The sequence below is a fragment of the Streptococcus sp. GMD5S genome, from assembly GCF_000298715.2.
GTDB lineage: Bacteria > Bacillota > Bacilli > Lactobacillales > Streptococcaceae > Streptococcus.
Genome location: NZ_AJRG02000003.1, coordinates 26,711 through 49,455, shown reverse-complemented (window position 1 = coordinate 49,455; position 22,745 = coordinate 26,711). Strand labels below are relative to the sequence as shown.

Sequence of the window (22,745 nt, the reverse complement as noted above, 5' to 3'; positions counted from 1 at the left end):
TTCCTAGTCCTCGTTTAGTGTTCGAAGCGCTGCCTGATAGGTTTGCTCCATTAGCATGGTAATCGTCATAGGACCAACTCCACCCGGTACAGGTGTGATGTGGCTAGCAAGTGGTGCAACAGCATCATAATCAACATCTCCACAAAGCTTGCCATTTTCATCTCGGTTCATCCCAACGTCAATGACAACCGCTCCCGGTTTGACAAAGTCAGCTGTCACAAACTTAGCACGACCGATTGCAACCACAAGAATATCCGCCTTAGCAGCAACCTTAGCAAGATGATGGGTGCGTGAGTGGGTCAAGGTCACAGTCGCATTCTTGGCTAAAAGAAGTTGGGCCATCGGTTTTCCAACGATATTTGAACGACCGATAACAACCGCATTTTTACCTTCTAGATCAATCCCATATTCATGAAACATCTCCATAATTCCTGCAGGTGTCGAAGGAATCATAACCGGATGACCAGACCATAGACGACCCATGTTTAGGGGATGGAAACCATCCACGTCTTTTTCGGGGTCAATGGCTAATAAAACTGCCTCTTCATCGATATGTTTTGGCAAAGGTAATTGAACCAAAATCCCATGCCAAGCTGGATCTTGATTGTATTTGGCAATCAAGTCTAACAATTCCGCTTGGGTAATGGTCTCTGGAACTCGCACGACTTCACTACGGAAGCCAGCAGCGAGAGCTGACCGTTCCTTATTGCGAACGTAGACTTGGCTGGCAGGATTGTCCCCCACCAAAATCACTACCAATCCTGGAACTAGACCTGTTTCTTCTTTTAGTTTAGCCGTCTTCTCAGCCAACTGTCCTTGTAACTTAGCCGCAAGAGCCTTCCCATCGATAATCTGAGCCATATCTCTTCTCTTTTCTATCAAATATCCTCTATTATATCAAAAAATAACTCGCCATCCTAACACTTCTTGCCTAATGGACCCTATAGTCTGAAACTATAAGAAAAAGCCCTTATCGAGCTTTTATGCCTATTTATACTAGGTAAACTTGTTATGCTTTCTTTTTGACTTTTGGAGCCGGTAAGACTTCATACATCTCCTTGATTAATCTGATTAGACATGATTTATCTTCAATGTCTTCTATCAAAATCATCTCCTTAGCTCCTTCATAAGGACGTTCAAGCCTAGTCTGTCCCAGTTGATCCATGACCAGCTTCACAGGCTTCAGTAACAGACGATTATCATAGATTCCCCCAATAATCTTCCCACGATAATAAAGGATATACTCTCCCATCATTGGACGATAACTCATCTCCTCTAGCTCTGATAGCTGTTCGAGAATAAAATTTAAATATTCTTTACTGGAAGCCATGATGCCTACTCCATTTCTTCTAAAAATGAGGTATTACAAAACCTTACTCAAAAATTCCTTGGTCCGTTGTTCTTTTGTTTGATCGAAAATCTCCTCTGGTGTTCCATCTTCGACAACAACTCCATCCGCCATAAAGATAACACGGTCTGCTACCTCACGCGCAAAGCCCATTTCATGAGTCACAATCACCATGGTCATCCCTGACTTGGCAAGGTCTTGCATAACAGCTAGAACTTCTCCAACCATCTCAGGGTCTAGGGCTGAAGTCGGCTCATCAAAGAGCAAAACATCTGGCTCCATTGCCAGTCCACGTGCGATAGCAATCCGTTGTTGCTGACCACCTGACAAACTCTGTGGATAGGTCGTTGCCTTATCTGGCAAGCCAACTTTTTCTAACAGTTCCTGTGCTCTTTTCTTCGCAACTTCCTTGCTTTCACCTTTGGTTTTAATTGGTGACAAAGTGATATTTTCCATCACTGTCATATTGGGAAAGAGGTTGAATTGTTGGAATACCATACCCATCTTTTCACGCATGGCAAAAAGGTCATTTTTCTTATCTGTGATATCAACTCCTTCAAAGATAACCTTACCTTTACTTGCTTCTTCAAGTAGATTCATCGAACGAAGGAGGGTTGATTTCCCGCTCCCTGACGGACCGATAATGACCACAACTTCTCCTCGTTTAATCTCAAGGTTGATGCCTTTTAAAACTTCATTTTTCCCAAAAGACTTATGTAGTTCTTCAATTTTAATCAAGGTTTCTGTCATTATTTCTTGTCTCCTTGTCCAATATGTTTTTCAAATGCTTTCAACGCCACTGTCAAAACAGAGGTCATAATCAAGTAATAAAAGGCTGCAAATAAAAGGGGAGTCAACGGTAAATAAGTTGTTGTTGCTACTGTCGTTGCACCATTCCACAACTCCATCACCCCAATCGCCGACAAGAGGGAACTATCCTTGATAATGGTGATAAATTCATTTCCTAGAGCTGGAAGAATATTTTTGATAGCTTGTGGCAAAATGACATAACGCATGGCATTTTTCGGACGAATACCAAGAGAGTAAGCAGCCTCTAACTGCCCTTTAGGAACCGCATTGATCCCCGCACGAACAATTTCTGAAACGTAAGCTCCACTATTCATAGAAATAATCAGAATACCAGGAATCAAACGAGAAAGATCAACTCCTAAAATTCCCACTTGGATAGTCGGAGCATTGATATGCATAAGAGCAAAGGCAATCATAATCTGAACCATCATCGGAGTACCACGGAAGATCCAAACATACACATTCGCAAACCAAACGAGCGGTTTAAAGCGTGATCGCTGAGCAAAGGCCAGTAACACACCTATAATGGTCCCTAAGCAGACAACAAGGATGGAAATCAATACGGTAATCAGAGCACCATAGTTAAAATATGGTAAATACTTTGGTAAAAAAGAAAAATTCATATTCAATCAACTTTCTATGTATTAGATTGTATGATTATAACATGAATTGAATTAAAATTCAATCCTTTTTCCCTAATTTTAACAATTAACTTGATAGAATGGAGAAATAGAGAGAAATCACAGTTTTTTTCTAGTCAACTACCTCTTGTTTATGGTAAAATAGAAACGATAAGAAATGGAGGAGAATCAAAATGGAATCACATTTGGTTAGAATCATTAACCGCCTAGAAGCAATGACAAAAGATGGTGGAAATCTAAAACGTAATTTTGAACGTGAAGGTGTTGTTGTCGCAGAAGTTGCATACAGCCACGACGAAGAAAATGGATCACTCTTCACCCTTCGCGATGTAGAAGCTCGTGAAACTTATACCTTTGATAGCATTGATTTGATTGCAATGGAGATCTACGAACTCCTTTACTAATATAAAAACAACGGGCAGTAAGGCCCGATAAATGAGAATCCTTTTTGTCACCACAAATGGGATTTTTTCTTACCTTCAATGTCGCTGGATTCTCCATGAATCCCTCTTTTAAAAACGACCACTTCCCAATCTTTTTACTTGCTTTACACCTTAATCATGCTATAATGAGAGTATAAAACTTTGACTATTCTTGACCTTTTTCTTAGACCAAGAATAAGAATGAAATGAGGTAGATGTATGCTCTGTCAAAACTGTAAAATAAACGACTCAACAATTCATCTGTATACCAATATCAATGGACAGCAAAAGCAAATTGATCTCTGTCAAAATTGCTATAAAATTATCAAAACAGATCCAAATAATACCCTCTTTAAAGGAATGACTGACTTAAACAATCATGACTTTGATCCTTTCGGCGACTTTTTCAATGATTTGAACAATTTCAAACCTTCTTCTAATAACGTCCCTCCAACTCAATCTGGTGGGGGATATGGAGGAAACGGTGGTTATGGACCTCAAAACCGTGGCCCACTTCAAACACCTCCTAGCCAAGAAAAAGGACTCCTAGAGGAATATGGTATCAATATTACTGAGATTGCTCGTCGGGGAGATATTGACCCTGTTATCGGTCGAGATGAGGAGATTATCCGTGTTATCGAAATCCTCAACCGTCGAACCAAGAACAATCCTGTCCTTATCGGAGAACCAGGTGTTGGTAAAACAGCTGTTGTGGAAGGTCTAGCTCAGAAGATTGTCGATGGCGATGTCCCCCATAAACTCCAAGGCAAGCAGGTCATCCGTCTGGATGTGGTCAGTCTAGTCCAAGGAACAGGGATTCGAGGCCAATTTGAAGAACGTATGCAAAAACTCATGGAAGAAATCCGCAAACGCGAGGACATCATCCTCTTTATCGATGAAATCCATGAAATTGTTGGTGCAGGATCTGCTGGCGATGGCAATATGGATGCAGGAAATATCCTCAAACCAGCCCTTGCCCGTGGTGAATTGCAAATGGTCGGAGCCACTACTCTCAATGAATACCGCATCATTGAAAAAGATGCCGCCCTAGAGCGACGTATGCAACCTGTCAAGGTAGATGAACCAACTGTCGAAGAAACCATTACCATCCTCAAAGGGGTTCAAAAGAAATACGAAGACTACCATCACGTCAAGTATACTGATGCGGCTATAGAAGCTGCTGCAAATCTATCCAATCGCTATATCCAAGACCGCTTCTTGCCAGACAAGGCTATTGACCTGTTGGATGAAGCTGGTTCTAAGATGAATCTGACACTGAACTTTGTTGATCCTAAAGTGATTGATCAGCGCTTGATTGAGGCTGAAAATCTCAAGGCTCAAGCTACACGAGAGGAAGATTTTGAAAAGGCTGCTTATTTCCGCGATCAGATTGCCAAGTACAAGGAAATGCAGAAAAACAAGGTGACCGATCAGGATACTCCAATCATCACCGAGAAAACAATCGAACATATCATTGAGCAGAAAACCAATATCCCTGTTGGAGAACTCAAAGAAAAAGAACAGTCTCAGCTTATCCATCTAGCAGACGACCTCAAGGCCCATGTTATAGGTCAAGATGAAGCTGTCGATAAGATTGCCAAAGCCATCCGTCGTAATCGTGTTGGACTTGGAACTCCTAACCGGCCAATCGGAAGCTTCCTCTTTGTCGGACCAACTGGTGTCGGTAAGACAGAACTCTCTAAACAACTAGCCATTGAGCTCTTTGGCTCTGCTGACAGCATGATTCGCTTTGATATGAGTGAATACATGGAAAAACACAGTGTGGCTAAATTAGTCGGTGCCCCTCCAGGTTATGTTGGCTATGATGAAGCTGGTCAGTTAACGGAAAAAGTTCGTCGCAATCCTTACTCACTCATCCTTCTCGATGAGGTCGAGAAAGCCCACCCAGATGTCATGCACATGTTCCTTCAAGTCTTGGACGATGGTCGTTTGACTGATGGGCAAGGACGCACAGTTAGCTTTAAGGATGCTATCATTATCATGACCTCAAATGCGGGTACTGGTAAGGCCGAAGCCAGCGTTGGTTTTGGAGCTGCTCGTGAAGGACGTACCAACTCTGTTCTCGGTGAACTCGGTAACTTCTTTAGTCCAGAGTTTATGAACCGTTTTGACGGCATCATCGAATTTAAACCTCTCAGCAAGGACAACCTTCTCCAAATCGTCGAACTCATGCTAGCGGATGTCAATAAACGCCTCTCTAGCAACAATATCCACCTCGATGTGACAGACAAGGTCAAGGAAAAGTTGGTTGACTTAGGTTATGATCCAAAAATGGGGGCACGCCCACTCCGCCGTACCATTCAAGACCATATCGAGGATGCCATAACAGACTTCTACCTTGAAAATCCAAGTGAAAAAGACCTCAAGGCAGTTATGACAAGCAATGGCAATATTCAAATCAAATCTGCCAAAAAAACTGAGAAAACAGAAGAGATTGCTTCTGAAATAGAAGAATAAAACGACCTAACAGGTGCAGGAAGTCTAACAATTTCTGCACCTTTTTTACTAAAATAACTGTAAATTCTTGACAGCTAGCCCCTCGTCCATTATGATAATAATAAAGATACTAGAGAATGAGGAAAATGCAATGGCAAACCCAACTTTTGGTGAAAAAAAAGAGAATGTGACCTACCAGCACCGCTATGGTGTTTACGCAGTTATTCCTGATCCTGAAAAAAAACAAATCGTTTTAGTTCAAGCTCCCAATGGTGCTTGGTTCTTGCCAGGTGGAGAGATTGAAGCGGGAGAAGACCATCAAGAAGCACTGAAGAGAGAACTCATCGAAGAACTCGGTTTTACTGCTGAAATTGGAAGCTATTTCGGACAAGCTGATGAGTATTTCTACTCTCGTCACCGTGACACCTACTACTACAATCCAGCTTATCTCTACGAAGCCACTTCTTTCCAAAAAATACAAAAACCTTTAGAAGACTTTAATCATATTGCTTGGTTTCCTATTGATGAGGCAATAGAAAAACTCAAACGTGGTGGCCACAAATGGGGAATTGAAGCTTGGAAAATCCAGCATGGAATTGACTAAAATACACGATTTTATCCAAAAAGTGCTATAATAGAGTTAGAAAATCGGAGGAACTATTATGAAGCTTATCAACACGACTAATTCACACTCGCAACTTGTTAAAAGCCAATTAGAAAGCACTGACGCAACGCTTGTTGAAGTCTATTCAGCTGGAAACACAGATGTGATTTTCACTCAAGCTCCGCTTCACTATGAAATCCTCATTTCCAACAAACACCGCGCTATTCGTGAACCGGAAATCGAAACCATCCAAGATTTCTTCATGAAACGCAAAATCGATAAAGATAATATCGATGAAGCTAATATCAAGACGCTTTATTCAGATAAATTGATTGAAATTTCTATTCCTACAAAATAAGAAAGCCAGCCATAAGCTGGTTTTCTTTTGCAAAAAAAGATTGGTAGTTTCTACCAATCTTTTATTTTTATTTCACAGCTTCTTTCAAAGCATCTACCTTATCCAAACGTTCCCATGGAAGGTCAATATCTGTACGTCCCATGTGTCCATATGCCGCTGTTTGACGGTAAATTGGACGTTTGAGGTCCAACATTTGGATAATTCCTGCTGGGCGAAGGTCAAAGATTTGACGAGCCGCTTTCTCAAGTTTGCTTTCAGCTACTGTTCCTGTACCAAAGGTATCGATACGGACAGAAACAGGTTGCGCAACACCAATAGCATAGGCCAATTGAACTTCTGCTTTCTTGGCAAGACCTGCTGCAACGATATTTTTAGCAATATAACGAGCTGCATATGAGGCTGAGCGGTCAACCTTAGTCGCATCCTTACCAGAGAAGGCACCACCACCGTGACGAGAGTAGCCACCATAAGTATCCACGATAATCTTACGACCAGTCAAACCGGAGTCTCCTTGAGGTCCACCGATGACAAAGCGACCAGTTGGGTTGATGAAAAATTTTGTTTGCTCATCCAAGTAAGAAGCTGGGATCACCTCTTTAATAACCTTGCTAATCACATCATTGTGAATTTGTTCATTGCTGACATCTGGATCGTGCTGAGTTGAAATCACGACTGTGTCCACGCGCACTGGACGGTCATTTTCATCATACTCAACAGTAACTTGTGATTTAGCATCTGGGCGAAGATAGCTGATTTCACCAGACTTGCGAAGTTCCGCCAAACGACGAACCAGTTTGTGACTAAGTGAAATTGGTAATGGCATAAGTTCTTCTGTCTCATCTACTGCAAATCCAAACATGAGACCTTGGTCACCAGCTCCAATCAAGTCCAGTGGATCTTGATCTGCATTCCCACGAACTTCCAAGGCTTCGTTAACACCTTGAGCAATATCTGGTGACTGCTCAACAAGTGACGGATGTACTCCTACCGTCTCCGCAGAAAAACCATATTCTGTATTGGTATAGCCAATCTCTGCAATGGTATCGCGAACCACACGGTTAATGTCCACATAGGCATTTGTAGATATTTCACCAAAAACGTGGACAGAACCAGTATAAACAGCTGTCTCAGCAGCAACGTGCGCTTCTGGGTCCTTTGCTAAAATAGCATCCAAAATCGCATCTGAAATTTGGTCTGCAATCTTATCTGGATGCCCCTCAGATACAGATTCAGACGTGAATAATTTACGTTCTGACATAAAAATGTCCCCCCTTAAAAAATATTGTTATAGAGTTACAAAGTACTGGTAAAAAATCTTATCCTCTACGGTTTCAACTCGAAAGAAAAATAGATCTTTCTACCACCTTATCGGGACTATATAACCTTATCATTATACCACTTTTTATTTTTTTTTGCAGTATTTTTAAAAATTCATAAAATGAAGTTAAAAAAAGGAGCCATTCAGCTCCAATTTTGTTCTTAAAATGTTTGGCGTTTGGCTTTACGCTCAGCACGGCCACGTGCACGATTTTCAGCACGCTTGGTTTTGCGACGTTTTTCATCCACCGCCCATTGAATCTTCTTCTTATAGCTTGGTTTGACTTTTTTCTTTTTCTTTTTAACCAAGCCAATCATTTCGATATCAAGCTTATCCTGCTTCTTTTCACGGTTGGCACGACGATCACGGTCATAGGTATCTTGGAACTCTCCGTCTTTGACCATCTTAGGAATAAACTTGATCCCTAATTTCTCCAACTCGCGGATATCCGAGTCATCGCTTGGCTGGTAAAGGGTAATAGCTGTACCAGGCAGTCCGTTGCGCCCAGTTCGTCCAACACGGTGAACAAAGAAAGACAAGTCTTGCGGAATGGCATCATTGATAACATGGCTGACCCCTTCAATGTCAATTCCACGCGCTGCCAAGTCTGTTGCAACAATGTACTCAAAATCCAGATTTTTCACCTGATTCATGATCCGTTTGCGTTCACGAGGAGCAATATCTCCATGAATCTTAGCTACCTTCAATCCTTGAGCAGTCAAGTAGGCATGTAACTCATCAGCACGCGTTTTTGTGTTAACAAAAATCATTGCCAAATAAGTCTGCATCAACTGAGTCAGCTGGTAAATTTGAGCGTTCTTGTCACGGCCCTTGGTAGAAATCAACCAATTATCGATCGTATCTGAGATAACTGTCTTAGTCTTGATTTTTTCCATGACAGGATTTGACAAGTATTTTTTCAAGAACGGTTGCAATTTTTGTGGAATAGTTGCTGAAAAGACCATGAACTGCAAGTCTTTTGGAAGGCTACCTGCAATCTTATCAACGGTTTCCAAGAATCCCATATCCAAGGTCATATCGGCTTCATCGACGACAAAGGTCTTGGCCTTGTGAATAGCTAAATCACCAGATTTGACCAAATCATAGATGCGACCTGGCGTTCCGATAACGATATGTGGTTGGTTGCTAGCAAGTTTTTCAATCTGACGCGCCTTATCCGTACCACCCACATAATTAACCACACGAACTTCGACATCTGAGTGAGCTGCAATCTGACGAGCTGCTTGGTAGATTTGAGTGGCCAACTCACGACTAGGTGCAGTAATGACTGCTTGCACACTATCGCTAGTTTCATCTAATTGCTGGAAAATTGGTAATAAGAAAGTATGAGTCTTTCCTGAACCAGTTTTTGACTCGCCCACCAAGTCACGACCTGCCAGTACAATAGGAATTAATTTTTCTTGTACCTCTGTTGGAGTTGTAAATTTTAACTCCTCCAAGGCTTCTACTATATAATTTTTAAATTGAAATTTCTTAAATGACATACTATCCTCGCTTCTATCCTTTCAATTATACCATATTTTGTCCCATTGCAGTAGTCCCATTTGAGTCTCAGTCCTGTAGTAAAGATTCAAGTAGATTAAAAGGTTGAAACTATCTGGTTCCAACCTCTTTCATTATTTCCAGGTCAATACAGCATTCAAACCATAATGATCGCTGACTTGTGGACTATTTTGACCATCAAAAACTACTTGTAAACTCTCTACTTCCAACTCTTTGGTCGTAAAGACGTAGTCGATTCGTAGTGGCTCGGTATTGCCTTTCCAACCATCAATTTCTGGTGGAACGGTGTAGCTACCACTTCTTTCTTTCGCAACTTCAAACGCGTCTTGTAATCCTAATGGGCTAGCTAAAATCGCTTGATAGCCTTCCTGACCAGCTGGATTATTAAAATCACCTGCTAAAATCAGAGGTTTGTTCAAATCTTTTAGTACAGCCTCAAATCGTGCCCATTCTTCTTGGAAACCTTTATCCCACCAAGAGAGATGAACGCTTGCAAGAGCCAGTTCCTTTCCTTCAACTTCTGTCTCAGCCAAGGCAACGCGACGAGTATGGTAGTCCGTTGGATCATCTACATCTGATACTAAAATCTCACGCGCCTTAATAGGTGTTTTGGATAAGATGGCTACGCCTTCATGGTAGCGGTCATAGCCAATATGATTGTAAGCCCAAGTCCAGTAGTAGCTTTTCCCTTTCTCAGCCAATTTTTCAACCAGGAGTCGGACATAGTGATCCTGATGAATGGGTTCTGCTGATGGTAAAGCTTGATAGTGATTATTAACCTCTCCCTCAGGCGAAGTCATTTCTTGATTAATTTCTTGGAAACAAATCAAATCATAGTCCTTATCGAGAATATCTTGGAGTAAGATTTGGAATTTTTCCTCTGCTTCCTTCTCCATCCAACTGTGAGTATTGAGTGTTAGAAATTTCATGCTTTTCTCCTAAAACAAGAGGTTGGAAAACAGCTTCCAACCCCAAGTATATTACAATTCTACTTTAGCAACTGCTGTTTTAGCTGCAAGAGAACCTGTTTGTTCTAATTTAACTGATTTGAGGACATCACCATTTGTGAAGACAACCACTGTTGATGTTTTGCGTCCTGCTTCTCGAATAGCATCCAAGTCAGCTGTAACAAGAAGATCACCAGCAGCCACTTTTTGTCCTTCAGAAACATGAACAGTAAATGGTTTTCCTTCAAGACTTACTGTATCCAAACCAATATGAACAAGCACTTCAAGACCTGAGTCAGTGACAAGACCAAGAGCGTGTTTTGTTGGGAAGATACTTGATACAGTACCAGTAACTGGAGATACAATGTTACCATTTGCTGGTTCTACTGCAAATCCATCACCCATCATTTTTTGAGCAAAAACTGGATCTTCCACTTGTTCCAAAGCAACAACTTGACCGTCAGCTACTGAGTAAACTTCCTCAGTTACACCTTTATAGTGTACAGTATTTTGTTGAGTTTCTGTCATTTGGCTTGGAAGAGTTTCAGGAATAATTTCACCTGAATCAAGGATATCTTGGATATCAGATTTCAATACGTCAGCTTTTGGTCCGTAGATAGCTTGGACACCTTGTCCTTTCATGACAAGACCCATAGCTCCTTCTGCTTTCCATTGTTCCTCAGTACCAACGCGATCTGCATCTTTAACAGTTACACGAAGACGAGTCATACATGCATCCACATCTACGATATTTGCACGACCGCCAAGAAGGTTAATGATATTTACGGCTTGAGAAGCTGCTGCAACTTTTGGAGTTCCAGGAGTTGCTTCTTCTGATGCTCCTTCAGCTGTTTCGTAGTTTCCGTTACGTCCTGGAGTTGCGTAGTTGAATTTTTTGATCATGAAGTTGGCAATGAAGTACATGATAACCGCAAAGAGAACAGTTACCCAGATAAAGTTAACGATATCCATACCAATACCAGCATTAATTGCCAATGGTGTACGAGTCAAGAATTCGATTGAACCGAATGAGTGGACACGAAGGTGAACAATATCTGCCATAGCAAAGGCAGCACCTTGAACTACTGAATAAACAAGGTAAAGCGGTGTTGCGATGAACATGAACATATACTCGATAGGTTCAGTAACCCCTGTCAAGAATGTTGCAAGGGCTGTCGCAATCATCATACCCTTGTATTGGTGTTTCTTGTCAGCATCAACATTGCGGTAGATAGCAACGATGACACCCATCAAGATACCAAATGAACCGATCATTTGTCCAACTTTGAAACGAGCTGGAGTGACTGTTGTAAGAAGGTGTTGGTATTGGTCAGCATTTGAACCTTTAAGGTTAACAAGGTCAGTTACCCATGCAAGCCAAAGTGGATCTTGACCAAATACTTGTGTTCCTTTTGCTGCACCAGTTAACACTTCGTATGTTCCACCAAGAGCTGTATAGTTCATTGGGATTGTCAACATGTGGTGAAGACCGAATGGCAAGAGCAAACGTTCCAAAGTACCATACAAGAATGGTGCAAGGACTGGAGCAGTTTCTTGTGAGTTGGCAATCCAAATACCGAAGTTGTTGATACCTGTTTGAACTACTGGCCAAAAGGCAGCAAGTAGAATTGCAGCAATAGCTGAACGAAGAATAACGACGAATGGTACGAAACGTTTACCATTGAAGAATGAAAGGGCATCAGGAAGTTTACGGAAGTTGTAGTATTTGTTATAAGCTGTTGCCCCAACAAAACCAGAGATAATCCCTACGAAAACCCCCATGTTAAGAGCTGGTGCCTCAAGAACGCTGATAAAGTAGTCAGCAACCTTGATTGAACCACCAAAGAAGGTATTAACCATTGCTTCAGGGTTTTTCAACATATCACCTGTAACACCGAAGATAGCACCTGTGATACGGTTAATCAAGATAAAGGCAAGTCCAGCTGCAAATGCACCACCTGCACGTTCTTTTGCCCAGCTTCCCCCAATAGCAAGGGCAAACAAGATATGAAGGTTACCGATAACCCCCCAACCAATTTGCTCAAGGATTCCACCTGTAATCACTAGAGGAGCAAGGTTTGGGTCAATCATCACGATTGATTTACCGATTGAGATCATCAATCCCGCCGCTGGCATAACGGCGATAACCACCATTAAAGCCTTACCGAATTTTTGCCAAAATTCGAAAGACAAGACATTTTTGAATGTAGCTTTCATCATTCAAATCTCCTTTATTTTATTTAGGCAAACGTTTTACGAAAACGTTTGCATTTGGTTATGTATTAATTATACCACTTTTATTTTTTTTGTAAAGGCTTTTATAAAAAAATTGTCTATTTTTTTAAAATTTAAAAAGGAAAAAGAGAAGTTTACAAAAACTTCTCTTTTAAATATGTATTATTTTTCTGATTTGTACTGCAATTTGCATTTAAATCCAACTAGATTTTCAAGAATCGACGCATCGAAATCCCTGAACCAATTGAACCAATAAAAATTCCGATTATAAATAATAGGACTGTCATCAGAGGGATAAACACATCTGGCGTAATCATTGACAAGTTTTGACCTACCAAAGATTTATTGACCGATTGATAAACCATATTGTAAACAAAGAATACAAGGACTGAAGGAATTGCTGCACCGAGCAAGCCAATAAAAGCACCTTCTAGCAAGAATGGACCACGGATATAGCCATTTTTCGCTCCTACAAGACGCATGATCTGAATCTCACGACTACGTGAAATAATGGTGATACGAATGGTATTGGAAATGAGGAAGACTGCGATAAAAATTAAGAGCCCTGCAATTACCAATCCCCAAACACGGATAAAGGAAGCTAGTTCAAAAAGTCGTTGAGTGTTGGCTCCACCATCTTGAACTTCTGAAACTCCCTCGATTTTCTTAGCTTCTTCAGCTACCGTTTTAACATCACTCGGAGAATTTGTGTCGACGATATAAGCATCATAGAGAGGGTTTGCATCCCCTTCAAAGACCTTCCAATCGTCACCCATTGTTTCCGTTAGTTTTTCGTACTGTTCTTCTTTACTTGAGAAGGTAACACTCTTAACAGCAGGTATAGCTTTCAAAGCATCATAGACCTTGTGGTAGTCATTGTTGGTAACTGTCTGACCTTCTTTTTCAATCGTTTCACTGTTATCAGCTACATCCTTACGAATGTAAACCATGACCCGAACGTTGTTTTCAATGTCGGTAGCCAGTTTTGCTGTATTAAAAATTACAGATGCAAACAGGGCAACGAGTGTTAAGGTAATCATAACCGAACTCACTGCTGCTACTGTCATCCAGCCATTTCGTTTTAAACTTTTTAATGATTCAAATAAATGGCGAAAAAATCTACTAATCATCGTATCCATATTCTCCTTTAGCTTCGTCACGAACGACACGGCCATTTTCAATGGCAATGACACGGTGGCGCAAGGTATTTACAATCTGGCTATTGTGGGTTGCCATCAAGACAGTAGTACCTTGGAGATTGATGCGTTCCAACAGATTCATAATTTCCCATGAATTATCTGGGTCCAAGTTTCCTGTTGGCTCATCAGCAATCAATACCTTAGGATTGTTGACAATCGCGCGAGCAATCGCAATCCGTTGCTGCTCTCCACCTGAGAGTTCATTAGGGAAAGAGCGAACCTTATGTTTCAAACCAACCAGGTCCAATACTTCCATAACACGTTTTTTGATGTTGCGACGGCTCTCACCGATTACTTCCATTGCATAGGCAATATTCTCATAAACAGTCTTCTTAGGCAAGAGTTTGTAATCCTGAAAGACTACCCCGACACTACGACGTAGCAGTGGGACATCTTTCTTCTTAATTTTAACTAAATTAAAGCCTGCAACTGTTAGGCTTCCTTTTTCAATCTTTACTTCTCGGTATAAAGCTCGAATAAAGGTTGACTTACCTGCCCCAGAAGGTCCTACGATATAGGCAAACTCTCCTGGTTCAATGGTAACAGATACACCACGCAGGGCAGTCGTTCCATTGTCATACTTTTTGACAACATCTCTCATTTCAATGATTGACATATGAGTTCCTTTCTATCTTAGCTGATTCGCCACTTGAGGTAGGCATCGATAAAACCATCAAGGTCTCCATCCATCACCTTATCTACCTGAGCAACTTCAAAGCTTGTACGATGATCTTTTACCATAGTATAAGGCGTGAAAACATAAGAACGGATTTGGCTTCCCCATGTGATTTCTTTTTTCTCACCTTTAAGGGAATCAACTTCCGCAGCTTTCTTTTCTTGCTCCATTTGATAGAGCTTAGCCTGCAACATCTTCATGGCACAATCTCTATTTCCATACTGGGTACGATCGACCGTTGATTGGACGACAGTTCCCGTAGGAATGTGTGTCAAACGCACACCTGTTGAAACCTTATTGACGTTCTGTCCACCAGCACCACCTGAACGGAAGGTATCCATTTTGATATCATCTTCACGAATCTCCACTTCGATGGTATCATCCAACTCAGGCATAACCTCTACGGATGTAAAGGAAGTATGGCGGCGTTTGGCAGAGTCAAATGGCGAGATTCGCACCAGACGGTGCACACCCATTTCCGATTTGAGAAGACCATAAGCATTAGGTCCTTCAAATGATAAAGTTACCGACTTAATACCAGCCTCATCACCTGCTTGGTAATCCAAGACTTCTACTTTAAAGCCTTTGGCATTTCCATAACGAGTGTACATACGAAGTAACATATCTCCCCAGTCCTGTGCCTCAGTACCACCAGATCCTGGATGGATTTCCAAGATGGCATTATTATGGTCATAAGGTTCTGACAAGAGAAGGGTCATCTCGTAGCTGGTCATCATCTTATCCAGTTCTGTCAACTGTTCGACCAGTTCATCATGGACTGACTCATCTTCTGCTAAAAAGTCCAATAAAATCTCAACTTCATCCTGCAACTCTTCCATTTTACGGAAGGTGTTGTAGGTGTTTTTTAATTCATTCAATTCTTGCGACGTTTTTTGGGCCGCGATATTATCGTTCCAAAAATCAGGTTCTGTCATCTTGTTTTCTAAGATGGCAATCTCTTCCTCTAAGCCTTCGAGGTCAAAGAGACCCCCTAAAAGAAGCTAATTTTTCACGATTTGCGTCAATTTTTTGACGAATTTCTGAAATGTCCATAGATACTCCTTTTCATATCGTTTTATTATACCATAATCTCTCATTTCTTTCCATATTTTGCTTTTCACCGCTTTTGACGGCAGAAGAAAAGAGGCTTTAAAGCCTCTTGTTTAAAGGACTTTGGCAGAGGTATGAGTAATCTCCTCCACTTGAATTCCTTCTTTTTCAAACTTTTCCTTTAATGCAGTCAAATCGATTTTTCCATCAATTTGAACTTCGATGACGACCTTGCCATCCTTACGTGGAATGTTTACAGTATGGGAAATATTTAAATCCTCTTCTACAATTAAAGCTACAATTTTCCCCAGTACTCCTACTTCATTTTCTGTAATGAAACGAACACGAATCCCCTCTTCTCCGTATCCGGCGATTTCCAAGAAAGCCTGAAAAACATCGCGATCTGTAATGACGCCGTAGACCTGATGATTGTCTACGACTGGTAATATCCCAATTTTATTTTTCAGCATCAGGTAGGTCGCATCTTCTAGACTAGCATAGCCAGAAACCGTCACGACATCTCGAATCATTACATCTTTTACTTTGGTTTTATTCAGAAGATAATTCATCTCATAGATAGAGAGACTGGTTGCTTTAGATGGGCTGGCTTCCGCGATGGTTCCTTCTGTTACCAATCCGACTAATTGATCGTTTTCGATAACAGGTAAACGGTGCAAACCTTGCTCGCGCATCAAATCTGCTGCGTGTGCTACAGTCGTATCTGGACTGATATAAACTACCTTACGGGTCATAAAATCTTTAACTGCCATGAGACTTCTCCTTCTATATTGCTACTTTTATTATACACTTTCTTAGAAAATCTATCAAACGCTTTCATCTCTTTTTCAAGATTTTGAATAATCTGAGAAGTTTGCATAAAATGCCAGTGTAAGTTAAAAGGGAACCGAAGTCCCCTCTCTTCTTAAATCGTAATAGTGTCTCGATCTTTTATCATATAACGTTTTAGAGGGCTAAGACTAGCTAACCAGTATAGTAGACCGCCAAATAGCGCAGTAAATCCGCTACCCGTTGTGATTAAAAAGATGGGACTTTGAATTTGTGCAGTTACAGGGTTGTAGACAAAAAGTACCGCTACCAATAAGGAGATAAATACGCAAGACAAGCCAACTAAGTTAAATCCTTTAGTAAACTCGTAGGCGTCATGCCCTTCAAGGAAATAGGCTGAACGCAAGTCGAGTTTTCGTTTTCTTAAGATAAAATAGTCGACAACAATCATACCAATAATTGGCCCCTGAATATAGGCGGCTAGGGAGATGAAGGAGCCGAAATACTCTTCTACTCCTCCCCAGATAGTGAGTAGACTCACATAAACCATGGCAATCCAAACCATTAGTTTATAGCTTACTTTGGGCATCCCACTTTTGACAATCATACAGTTCACATACGATCCAGTCCCCTGGGTTCCAATATTGGCGAAGGCTACTAGTAGTAAACTTAAGAGAGCAAAGGCTGGTGTGCTTAGAGTTGAAAGCATCGTCGTTGGATCACTTTCATAGACACCTGTTTTGACAAACATGGCTAGAGCCATGACTCCACCTGTCGCAACGAAGAATGGAGCCACAACTCCGTATGATAAGGCTGTAGCCCAATAACCACTGCGTTCTGATTTTGCTAAACGTGGTAAAACCAACGCCTGTGTAGACCAAGAAAAAGCAAAGGCAACATTTCCTTCTCCAGAAAGCATGAAGCGTTCTAACGGCGTCAAATCTCCTTGAGTGGCTGGTTGGATATTCATAATATCCGTTATAGGAACGGCGACAAAGCAGATTCCAACGATGATGAGACCGACAATCAATAAGGCGATGACCAAGAAGCGATTGGTCCATTTAATCACCTCTGGACCTCCAAGAGCAATGAGAGTTCCAAGTAGAACACAGAGGGTTCCAAGAATAGGCGCCCATACTCCCTTGTCCAAACCAAGACCAAAATTATTTGCCAAATGGATCATGGAACTGGCAAAAAGATTGGCCGCAACAGCATACCATCCAAAGTTAGCCAAGCTAATAATGGTTGATAACAGAGCTACACCTCTTTTTCCTAGAACAGCTCTCAACCAAATCCACAAATCAATCCCATATTTAACCGCAAACAGAATTGGGAGACACTCAATAAAGACCCAGATAATGTTAAAGCTAAAAATATTAATCAACATTTGATTAAAGGTCAAATATTGAGCTACATAAGCCCCTTGAGTATAACACCAAGTGGCAATGGCAAAACCACTTGTCGATAGAAAGAGATCCCAAAAAGAATACTGACGATCCTTATTGGTCATGGGTACAATTCCTGTTATGGTTTCTTGTTGGATATAGTCATTCATTTTAGACATATTATTGAATTCCTCCCATCATTGCTAAGATAATCAAAACAAGGTTGATTAGGACTATGGAGATGATTAAAATGAAATCACTTTTTAGGAAGGGTTGAACAAACTCGTAGTTTGGCGACTCCATTTCTTCCAATCTTCTCTTTGTTTCAGTTGATACTAATTCTTCAATTTCAGATGTCGTTTTCATCTCAGTTCTCCTCCAAATACAAGTCAAGGGCCAGTTGTCCATATTGTTTGGTATACCGATACCAGATGTAAAGAAACTCACCGACTGGTTTTCCGACACTCTCCTGGAACAAAGCCCACAAGAACCAATAATATGAGGTCACTGCTACATAAGCCAAGTAGTGACGTTTGGTTTTCTTATCTGGTACTTCTTGTAGATACAATTCCAGTACTTTTTCAGCATCCTCTACGGTATAGTTGGAACACGCGATAAAGGTCCCCAAATCTCCTGCTGGCTCTCCCATTCCAGAATATTCCCAATCAATCAAGCTCATTTCGCCTGCTTCATTTAACAAAAAATTAGGACTATAGGAATCTCCATGACAAAGGACAACCTGTTTGGGATCATTCTGTAAATGATTTTTGAGAAGTGAAACAGTTTCATCCAATTCCTCGAGGCCATCAAATTCAAATCGATTTCTAGCCTTCAATTTTTCTCTAAAATCATCAATTCCCTCAAATTGGTCAAAGGAATGTTCCGTTTTTTCTCCAGATTGGTGTAACCGTCTCAAGAGATCCATTGCTTGTGCCACATCATCCCAATTATCATAATCCAGTTGCTTAGCATTGGGAATAAATTCTGAAATTTTCCAGCCCTCATCCTTGTTCATAGCTACGAAGGTACGGTCAATCTTTAATTTTGCAGCAATTTCCATAGAAGCTGCTTCACTAGCTCGGTCGATATAATTTTCCGTTCCCCTGCCCGGATGACGGTAAACATATCTTTTTCCTAGACAGTCAAATGAAAATGATGTGTTGGTTAACCCATCTTTTAGAGGTTTGATATTGACAATATCTGAAGCCACACACTTTAATGTCTTACAGATATTATCGATAATAGCTGAGTCTGCATTTACCAAATAACGTTCATCAAATTGACGGAGTTCATCTAGTGAATCAAATTCTTTAACAATATCCGCTGAATAGTGGCGGGCTTCTAAAAGGAGTTCCTTGACATAGCGACTATAGTAATCCTCCCAAAGCTGTTCACGATAAGGTTCGTGCTTAAACTCGGTTTCTAAAACTTCCTTAAATTTCTCGCTAAATGCACGGTCAAAATAAACGTGCCCCACCATGGCCCAAGTATTTTCTCCACCAATCTGGATATCAATGATGGTGTGATTCGAATCCTCTATAGCACAATATTCGTCCGTTTGACCTTCTGCATATATCGTCGAGTAGTAACCTCTATAAATATATTGCTCAAAAGGATTTTCCACAAAATAATTATCTGATGAACAAATATAAGTGTTGGAAAGTTGATTTTTAACCAACATAAGAGACGAGCAGTTATTGTATTTGTAGTAATCATTATTCACTACAATTTTTACACCAAACTTCTCTGCAAGATAGAACATTTTTTCTTGTAGGTAGCCTACAATAACGGTTATATCTTCTATTCCTGCTTCTTGCAGTTGTCTGATTTCCCTCTCAATCAAGCGTTCCCCCTTGACTTGAAGCAATCCTTTAGGAATTTCATAAGACAAAGGAGCAAAACGACTACTCATGCCAGCAGCCATTATAATGGCATTTTTTACTCGATAGGGTTCTAAAATTTTCTGACCTAGCTCTGTTAAGTGAAGCTCCTCATCAACCCACTTCTCTTCTTTCAGCTTTTTCAATAATATGTTAACTGTCCCTAAAGATAGGTCTAACTCTTCAGCTAACTGTCTCTGAGTAAAGGTCTTTTCTTTATGTGTCAACATAAAACTCAAAAGTTTAAATTGTTTTTCTGTTACCATTCTCAGTCCTCTTGTTCAATTTTTTCTTACTCATATTATAATATGAACAAAAAGGACTGTCAATTCAAATAAGGAAACAATGAGTAAAAATTAAGACCTTCTTCCCTTTCCTCAAAAAACATATAAATAAAAGAGCTCCTTATTCTGGAGCCCTGAAATATTTTATATTTTTGATAAGTAGCCGTATTAGGTTTCGCTTGGTTGCAATTCTTATCCGCCGACTAAAACAATCCACTGGATTGGATGATTGCTTACGCAATCTCTATCTGCCGACTAAAAAGGTCCCCCGGACTATAGAGGGATTGCGTGCGCAATCTCCATCCACAACCTAAACTAGTCTCCCAGACTAAAGGAGAATTGCTGCACAATTCTTATCCGCCGACTAAAAAGGTCCCCCGGACCTTTTTAGCCACCTAGATATGCTTTTCTGACTTCATCAGATGCTGCGAGTTCTTTTCCTGTTCCTGATAGGACAATCTTTCCTGTTTCAAGTACATAACCACGGTCAGAGATAGCAAGGGCCTTGTTAGCGTTCTGTTCAATTAGGAGAACCGTTGTTCCTTGCTTCTGAATATCTTGAATGATATCAAAAATTTCTTGGATAAAGATTGGGGCAAGTCCCATTGACGGCTCATCCAAGAGAAGGAGCTTAGGTGTAGACATGAGAGCGCGTCCCATAGCCAGCATCTGCTGTTCACCACCTGAAAGAGTTGCCGCATCTTGGTTTTTACGTTCTTCCAAACGAGGGAAACGTGAAAAGACTTTTTTCAAGTTGGCTTGATTTTCTTCACGATTTTTCTTCAAGAAAGCTCCCATTTCCAAGTTTTCCATAACAGTCAAGCCTGGAAAAACATGGCGTCCCTCAGGAACTTGTGAAAGACCACCTGCCACGATTTTTTGCGCAGGCAACTTTTGAATTTCTTTTCCCAAAAACTGAATTTTACCAGCACTTGGGCGAACCAAACCTGAAAGGGTACGAAGAATGGTTGTTTTACCAGCACCATTGGCACCGATAAGAGAAACAACTTCACCTTCATTAACCTCGAAACTTACATCACGAACTGCTTGGATCATACCGTAATGCACAGAGAGGTTTTCAACTTTTAACATAGACATCAGGCTTCACCTCCTAGATAAGCTTCGATAACGCGTTTGTTGTTCTTGATCTCATCCGGAGTCCCATGAGCAATCAACCGACCATATTCAAGAACATAGATACGCTCAGTGACTTCCATAACCAAATTCATGTCATGTTCGATGAGCATGATGGTAATTTTAAATTCATCTTTGATACGACGGATCAATTCTGTCAATTCAGCTGTTTCTTGTGGATTCATACCAGCTGCAGGTTCGTCCAAAAAGAGGATCTTAGGTTCAGTTGCCAGAGCACGAACAATTTCTAATCGACGTTGTTGACCATAGGCCAGATTCTTGGCAAGAGTATCTGCGTCACCATCCAAATCAAAAATCTTCAGCAAGTCCAAAGCTTTGCTTTTTAATTCTTCCTCATTCTTATAAAAAGCTGGTAGGCGTAGGAAGCTCGCAAGGACATGTTGTTTATGATGATTGCTAAATGCAATCAAAACATTTTCCAAAACTGTCAAGTCCTTGAACAAACGAATATTTTGGAAAGTACGACTGAGACCAAGTGAAGCAATCTTATAGGGAGTTTTCCCATTTAGGAGGTGACCATCTAATGTGACAGTACCTTCGCTTGGTTCATAAACACCCGTCAAGAGATTGAAAAGGGTTGTTTTTCCAGCTCCGTTTGGTCCAATCAAACCAACCAATTCTCCCTCGTTCAATTCAAGAGTGACATCTCCAACAGCTGTTAGACCGCCAAAATGTTTGGTTAACTGTTTAACTTCAAGTAATGCCATTAGTTTTGTCCCTCCTTCTTAGATTTTTTAAAGAAACGTGATAGACTCAATTCCCATGTTCCAAGAAGTCCACCTGGTCTGAAAATCATAACCAATACAAGAGCCAAAGCGTAAATGATCATACGTACGCTAGCCACATCTTGAAGGAGCATATTTAAAATTCCCAAAACAATCGCAGAAACAATCGTACCTGTAATAGAACCAAGTCCTCCAAATACAACAATGATCAAAACGTTGATTGAGTTGATGAAAGTATAATCTTTTGGTACAACTGAACCGATAAATCCTGCCTGAAGAGAACCAGCAATACTTGCTGTAATGGCACCAAAGACAAAAGCGATAATCTTGATCTTTGTAGTATTTACCCCAACGGACTCCGCAGCAATCTCATCCTCACGAACAGATAGAGTAGAGCGTCCAATCGGACTACGTAAGAAGTTAAGGGTTGCAATAGTTGTGATAATCACAAAAAGGTAAACCATTTGCCAAGTTGTGAAGTTAGGGATACCCAAGATACCAGCAGCACCGTTGGTCAAACTTCCACCATTAATGATAAAGATACGAATGATTTCTGAAACACCTAGTGTCGCGACGGCCAAATAGTCCCCCTTCAAGCGTAGAGTTGGAATTCCAACGAGCAAAGCGACTGCACCAGAAATCAAAGCGCCCAAGACCATCGCTCCAAAGAAAGCACCATAGGTTGGTGATTTTGAACCAATAATCGCTGCTGCATAAGCCCCAATCGCCATAAAACCTGCATGACCAAGTGAGAATTGTCCTGAAAAACCAACGATTAAGTTCAAGCCTACTGCAAGGATGATATTAATCCCAATTTGTTCTAAAATTTGGACATGGAATAGATTGAGAACACCAGCAGAAACCAGTACACTAATCAACCCATAACCCGCTAATAGAAGGAATAACCAGAGAATATTTACTTTAAGATTTGTCTTCATTGT

The 22,745-nt window shown here is 40.8% G+C and carries 22 protein-coding genes; 4 read left to right on the top strand and 18 right to left on the bottom strand.

Annotation, left to right across the window (positions count from 1 at the left end):
* Positions 1 to 3: 3 nt before the first annotated feature.
* From GMD5S_RS0202505 to GMD5S_RS0202490, 4 genes are all read right to left on the bottom strand, one after another.
* Positions 4 to 861 (bottom strand): bifunctional methylenetetrahydrofolate dehydrogenase/methenyltetrahydrofolate cyclohydrolase, encoded by an 858-nt coding sequence (locus GMD5S_RS0202505; protein ID WP_000057224.1) that lies wholly within the window; start codon positions 859 to 861, stop codon positions 4 to 6.
* Positions 862 to 1,009: 148 nt separating this feature from the next.
* Positions 1,010 to 1,330: a TfoX/Sxy family protein gene (locus GMD5S_RS0202500; protein WP_000168538.1), complete on the bottom strand. Its 321-nt coding sequence runs from the start codon at positions 1,328 to 1,330 to the stop codon at positions 1,010 to 1,012.
* 33 nt (positions 1,331 to 1,363) lie between these two features.
* Positions 1,364 to 2,098 carry an amino acid ABC transporter ATP-binding protein gene (locus GMD5S_RS0202495; protein ID WP_000140927.1) on the bottom strand — a complete coding sequence of 245 codons (735 nt, stop codon included), beginning with the start codon at positions 2,096 to 2,098 and terminating at the stop codon, positions 1,364 to 1,366.
* Complete coding sequence (locus GMD5S_RS0202490; protein ID WP_001011621.1) at positions 2,098 to 2,781, bottom strand: amino acid ABC transporter permease; 684 nt, start codon at positions 2,779 to 2,781, stop codon at positions 2,098 to 2,100. The genes GMD5S_RS0202495 and GMD5S_RS0202490 overlap by 1 nt, the downstream gene beginning before the upstream one ends.
* Before the next feature lie 191 nt (positions 2,782 to 2,972).
* Between GMD5S_RS0202490 and GMD5S_RS0202485 the strand changes: the two genes are divergently transcribed.
* The 4 genes from GMD5S_RS0202485 (at position 2,973) to GMD5S_RS0202470 (ending at position 6,640) form a co-directional block, all read left to right on the top strand.
* Complete coding sequence (locus GMD5S_RS0202485; RefSeq protein WP_000443577.1) at positions 2,973 to 3,203, top strand: DUF1797 family protein; 231 nt, start codon at positions 2,973 to 2,975, stop codon at positions 3,201 to 3,203.
* A gap of 237 nt (positions 3,204 to 3,440) precedes the next feature.
* On the top strand, positions 3,441 to 5,699 hold the full coding sequence (locus tag GMD5S_RS0202480; RefSeq protein ID WP_000882479.1) for an ATP-dependent Clp protease ATP-binding subunit: 2,259 nt from the start codon (positions 3,441 to 3,443) through the stop codon (positions 5,697 to 5,699).
* A gap of 130 nt (positions 5,700 to 5,829) precedes the next feature.
* The gene (locus GMD5S_RS0202475; RefSeq protein WP_000013088.1) at positions 5,830 to 6,282 is read left to right on the top strand and encodes an NUDIX hydrolase; all 453 of its coding nucleotides are present in this window, start codon (positions 5,830 to 5,832) and stop codon (positions 6,280 to 6,282) included.
* 58 nt (positions 6,283 to 6,340) lie between these two features.
* Positions 6,341 to 6,640, top strand: a complete 300-nt coding sequence (locus tag GMD5S_RS0202470) for a DUF1827 family protein (protein WP_000767191.1) — start codon at positions 6,341 to 6,343, stop codon at positions 6,638 to 6,640.
* A gap of 67 nt (positions 6,641 to 6,707) precedes the next feature.
* On the opposite strand, the gene metK is transcribed toward GMD5S_RS0202470, so the two are convergent.
* From metK to GMD5S_RS0202395, 14 genes are all read right to left on the bottom strand, one after another.
* Entirely contained in the window at positions 6,708 to 7,898 is a 1,191-nt protein-coding gene (metK, locus tag GMD5S_RS0202465) for a methionine adenosyltransferase (protein ID WP_000003939.1), read from the bottom strand.
* 221 nt (positions 7,899 to 8,119) lie between these two features.
* The gene (locus GMD5S_RS0202460) at positions 8,120 to 9,463 is read right to left on the bottom strand and encodes a DEAD/DEAH box helicase (RefSeq protein ID WP_008289134.1); all 1,344 of its coding nucleotides are present in this window, start codon (positions 9,461 to 9,463) and stop codon (positions 8,120 to 8,122) included.
* A gap of 132 nt (positions 9,464 to 9,595) precedes the next feature.
* Positions 9,596 to 10,411, bottom strand: a complete 816-nt coding sequence (locus GMD5S_RS0202455; protein ID WP_000670845.1) for an endonuclease/exonuclease/phosphatase family protein — start codon at positions 10,409 to 10,411, stop codon at positions 9,596 to 9,598.
* Positions 10,412 to 10,462: 51 nt separating this feature from the next.
* Positions 10,463 to 12,649: a PTS transporter subunit IIBC gene (locus GMD5S_RS0202450; protein ID WP_000973824.1), complete on the bottom strand. Its 2,187-nt coding sequence runs from the start codon at positions 12,647 to 12,649 to the stop codon at positions 10,463 to 10,465.
* Positions 12,650 to 12,867: 218 nt separating this feature from the next.
* Positions 12,868 to 13,794 carry a permease-like cell division protein FtsX gene (gene ftsX / locus GMD5S_RS0202445; RefSeq protein ID WP_000625553.1) on the bottom strand — a complete coding sequence of 309 codons (927 nt, stop codon included), beginning with the start codon at positions 13,792 to 13,794 and terminating at the stop codon, positions 12,868 to 12,870.
* Positions 13,787 to 14,479, bottom strand: coding sequence for a cell division ATP-binding protein FtsE (gene ftsE, locus GMD5S_RS0202440; RefSeq protein WP_000022275.1), 693 nt, complete (start codon positions 14,477 to 14,479; stop codon positions 13,787 to 13,789). The genes ftsX and ftsE overlap by 8 nt, the downstream gene beginning before the upstream one ends.
* A 17-nt stretch (positions 14,480 to 14,496) precedes the next feature.
* A protein-coding gene (gene prfB / locus GMD5S_RS0202435) for a peptide chain release factor 2 (RefSeq protein WP_155991745.1) occupies positions 14,497 to 15,592 on the bottom strand; the annotation gives its coding sequence in 2 pieces (ribosomal slippage) (positions 14,497 to 15,519 and positions 15,521 to 15,592; 1,095 coding nt in all).
* Between the two features lie 110 nt (positions 15,593 to 15,702).
* A complete protein-coding gene (locus tag GMD5S_RS0202430; RefSeq protein WP_000268644.1) occupies positions 15,703 to 16,359 on the bottom strand; it encodes a CBS domain-containing protein in 657 nt (218 codons plus the stop codon).
* 152 nt (positions 16,360 to 16,511) lie between these two features.
* Positions 16,512 to 17,939 (bottom strand): cytosine permease, encoded by a 1,428-nt coding sequence (locus tag GMD5S_RS0202420; protein WP_000041470.1) that lies wholly within the window; start codon positions 17,937 to 17,939, stop codon positions 16,512 to 16,514.
* Between the two features lies 1 nt (position 17,940).
* Positions 17,941 to 18,126, bottom strand: coding sequence for a hypothetical protein (locus tag GMD5S_RS0202415; protein ID WP_000859106.1), 186 nt, complete (start codon positions 18,124 to 18,126; stop codon positions 17,941 to 17,943).
* 1 nt (position 18,127) lies between these two features.
* Complete coding sequence (locus GMD5S_RS0202410; protein WP_000255713.1) at positions 18,128 to 19,906, bottom strand: phosphotransferase; 1,779 nt, start codon at positions 19,904 to 19,906, stop codon at positions 18,128 to 18,130.
* Between the two features lie 405 nt (positions 19,907 to 20,311).
* Positions 20,312 to 21,022 carry an ABC transporter ATP-binding protein gene (locus tag GMD5S_RS0202405; protein ID WP_000062207.1) on the bottom strand — a complete coding sequence of 237 codons (711 nt, stop codon included), beginning with the start codon at positions 21,020 to 21,022 and terminating at the stop codon, positions 20,312 to 20,314.
* Entirely contained in the window at positions 21,022 to 21,786 is a 765-nt protein-coding gene (locus GMD5S_RS0202400) for an ABC transporter ATP-binding protein (RefSeq protein WP_001186014.1), read from the bottom strand. The genes GMD5S_RS0202405 and GMD5S_RS0202400 overlap by 1 nt, the downstream gene beginning before the upstream one ends.
* On the bottom strand, positions 21,786 to 22,742 hold the full coding sequence (locus GMD5S_RS0202395) for a branched-chain amino acid ABC transporter permease (RefSeq protein WP_000856263.1): 957 nt from the start codon (positions 22,740 to 22,742) through the stop codon (positions 21,786 to 21,788). Before GMD5S_RS0202395 ends, GMD5S_RS0202400 begins: the two co-directional genes overlap by 1 nt.
* Positions 22,743 to 22,745 lie beyond the last annotated feature (3 nt).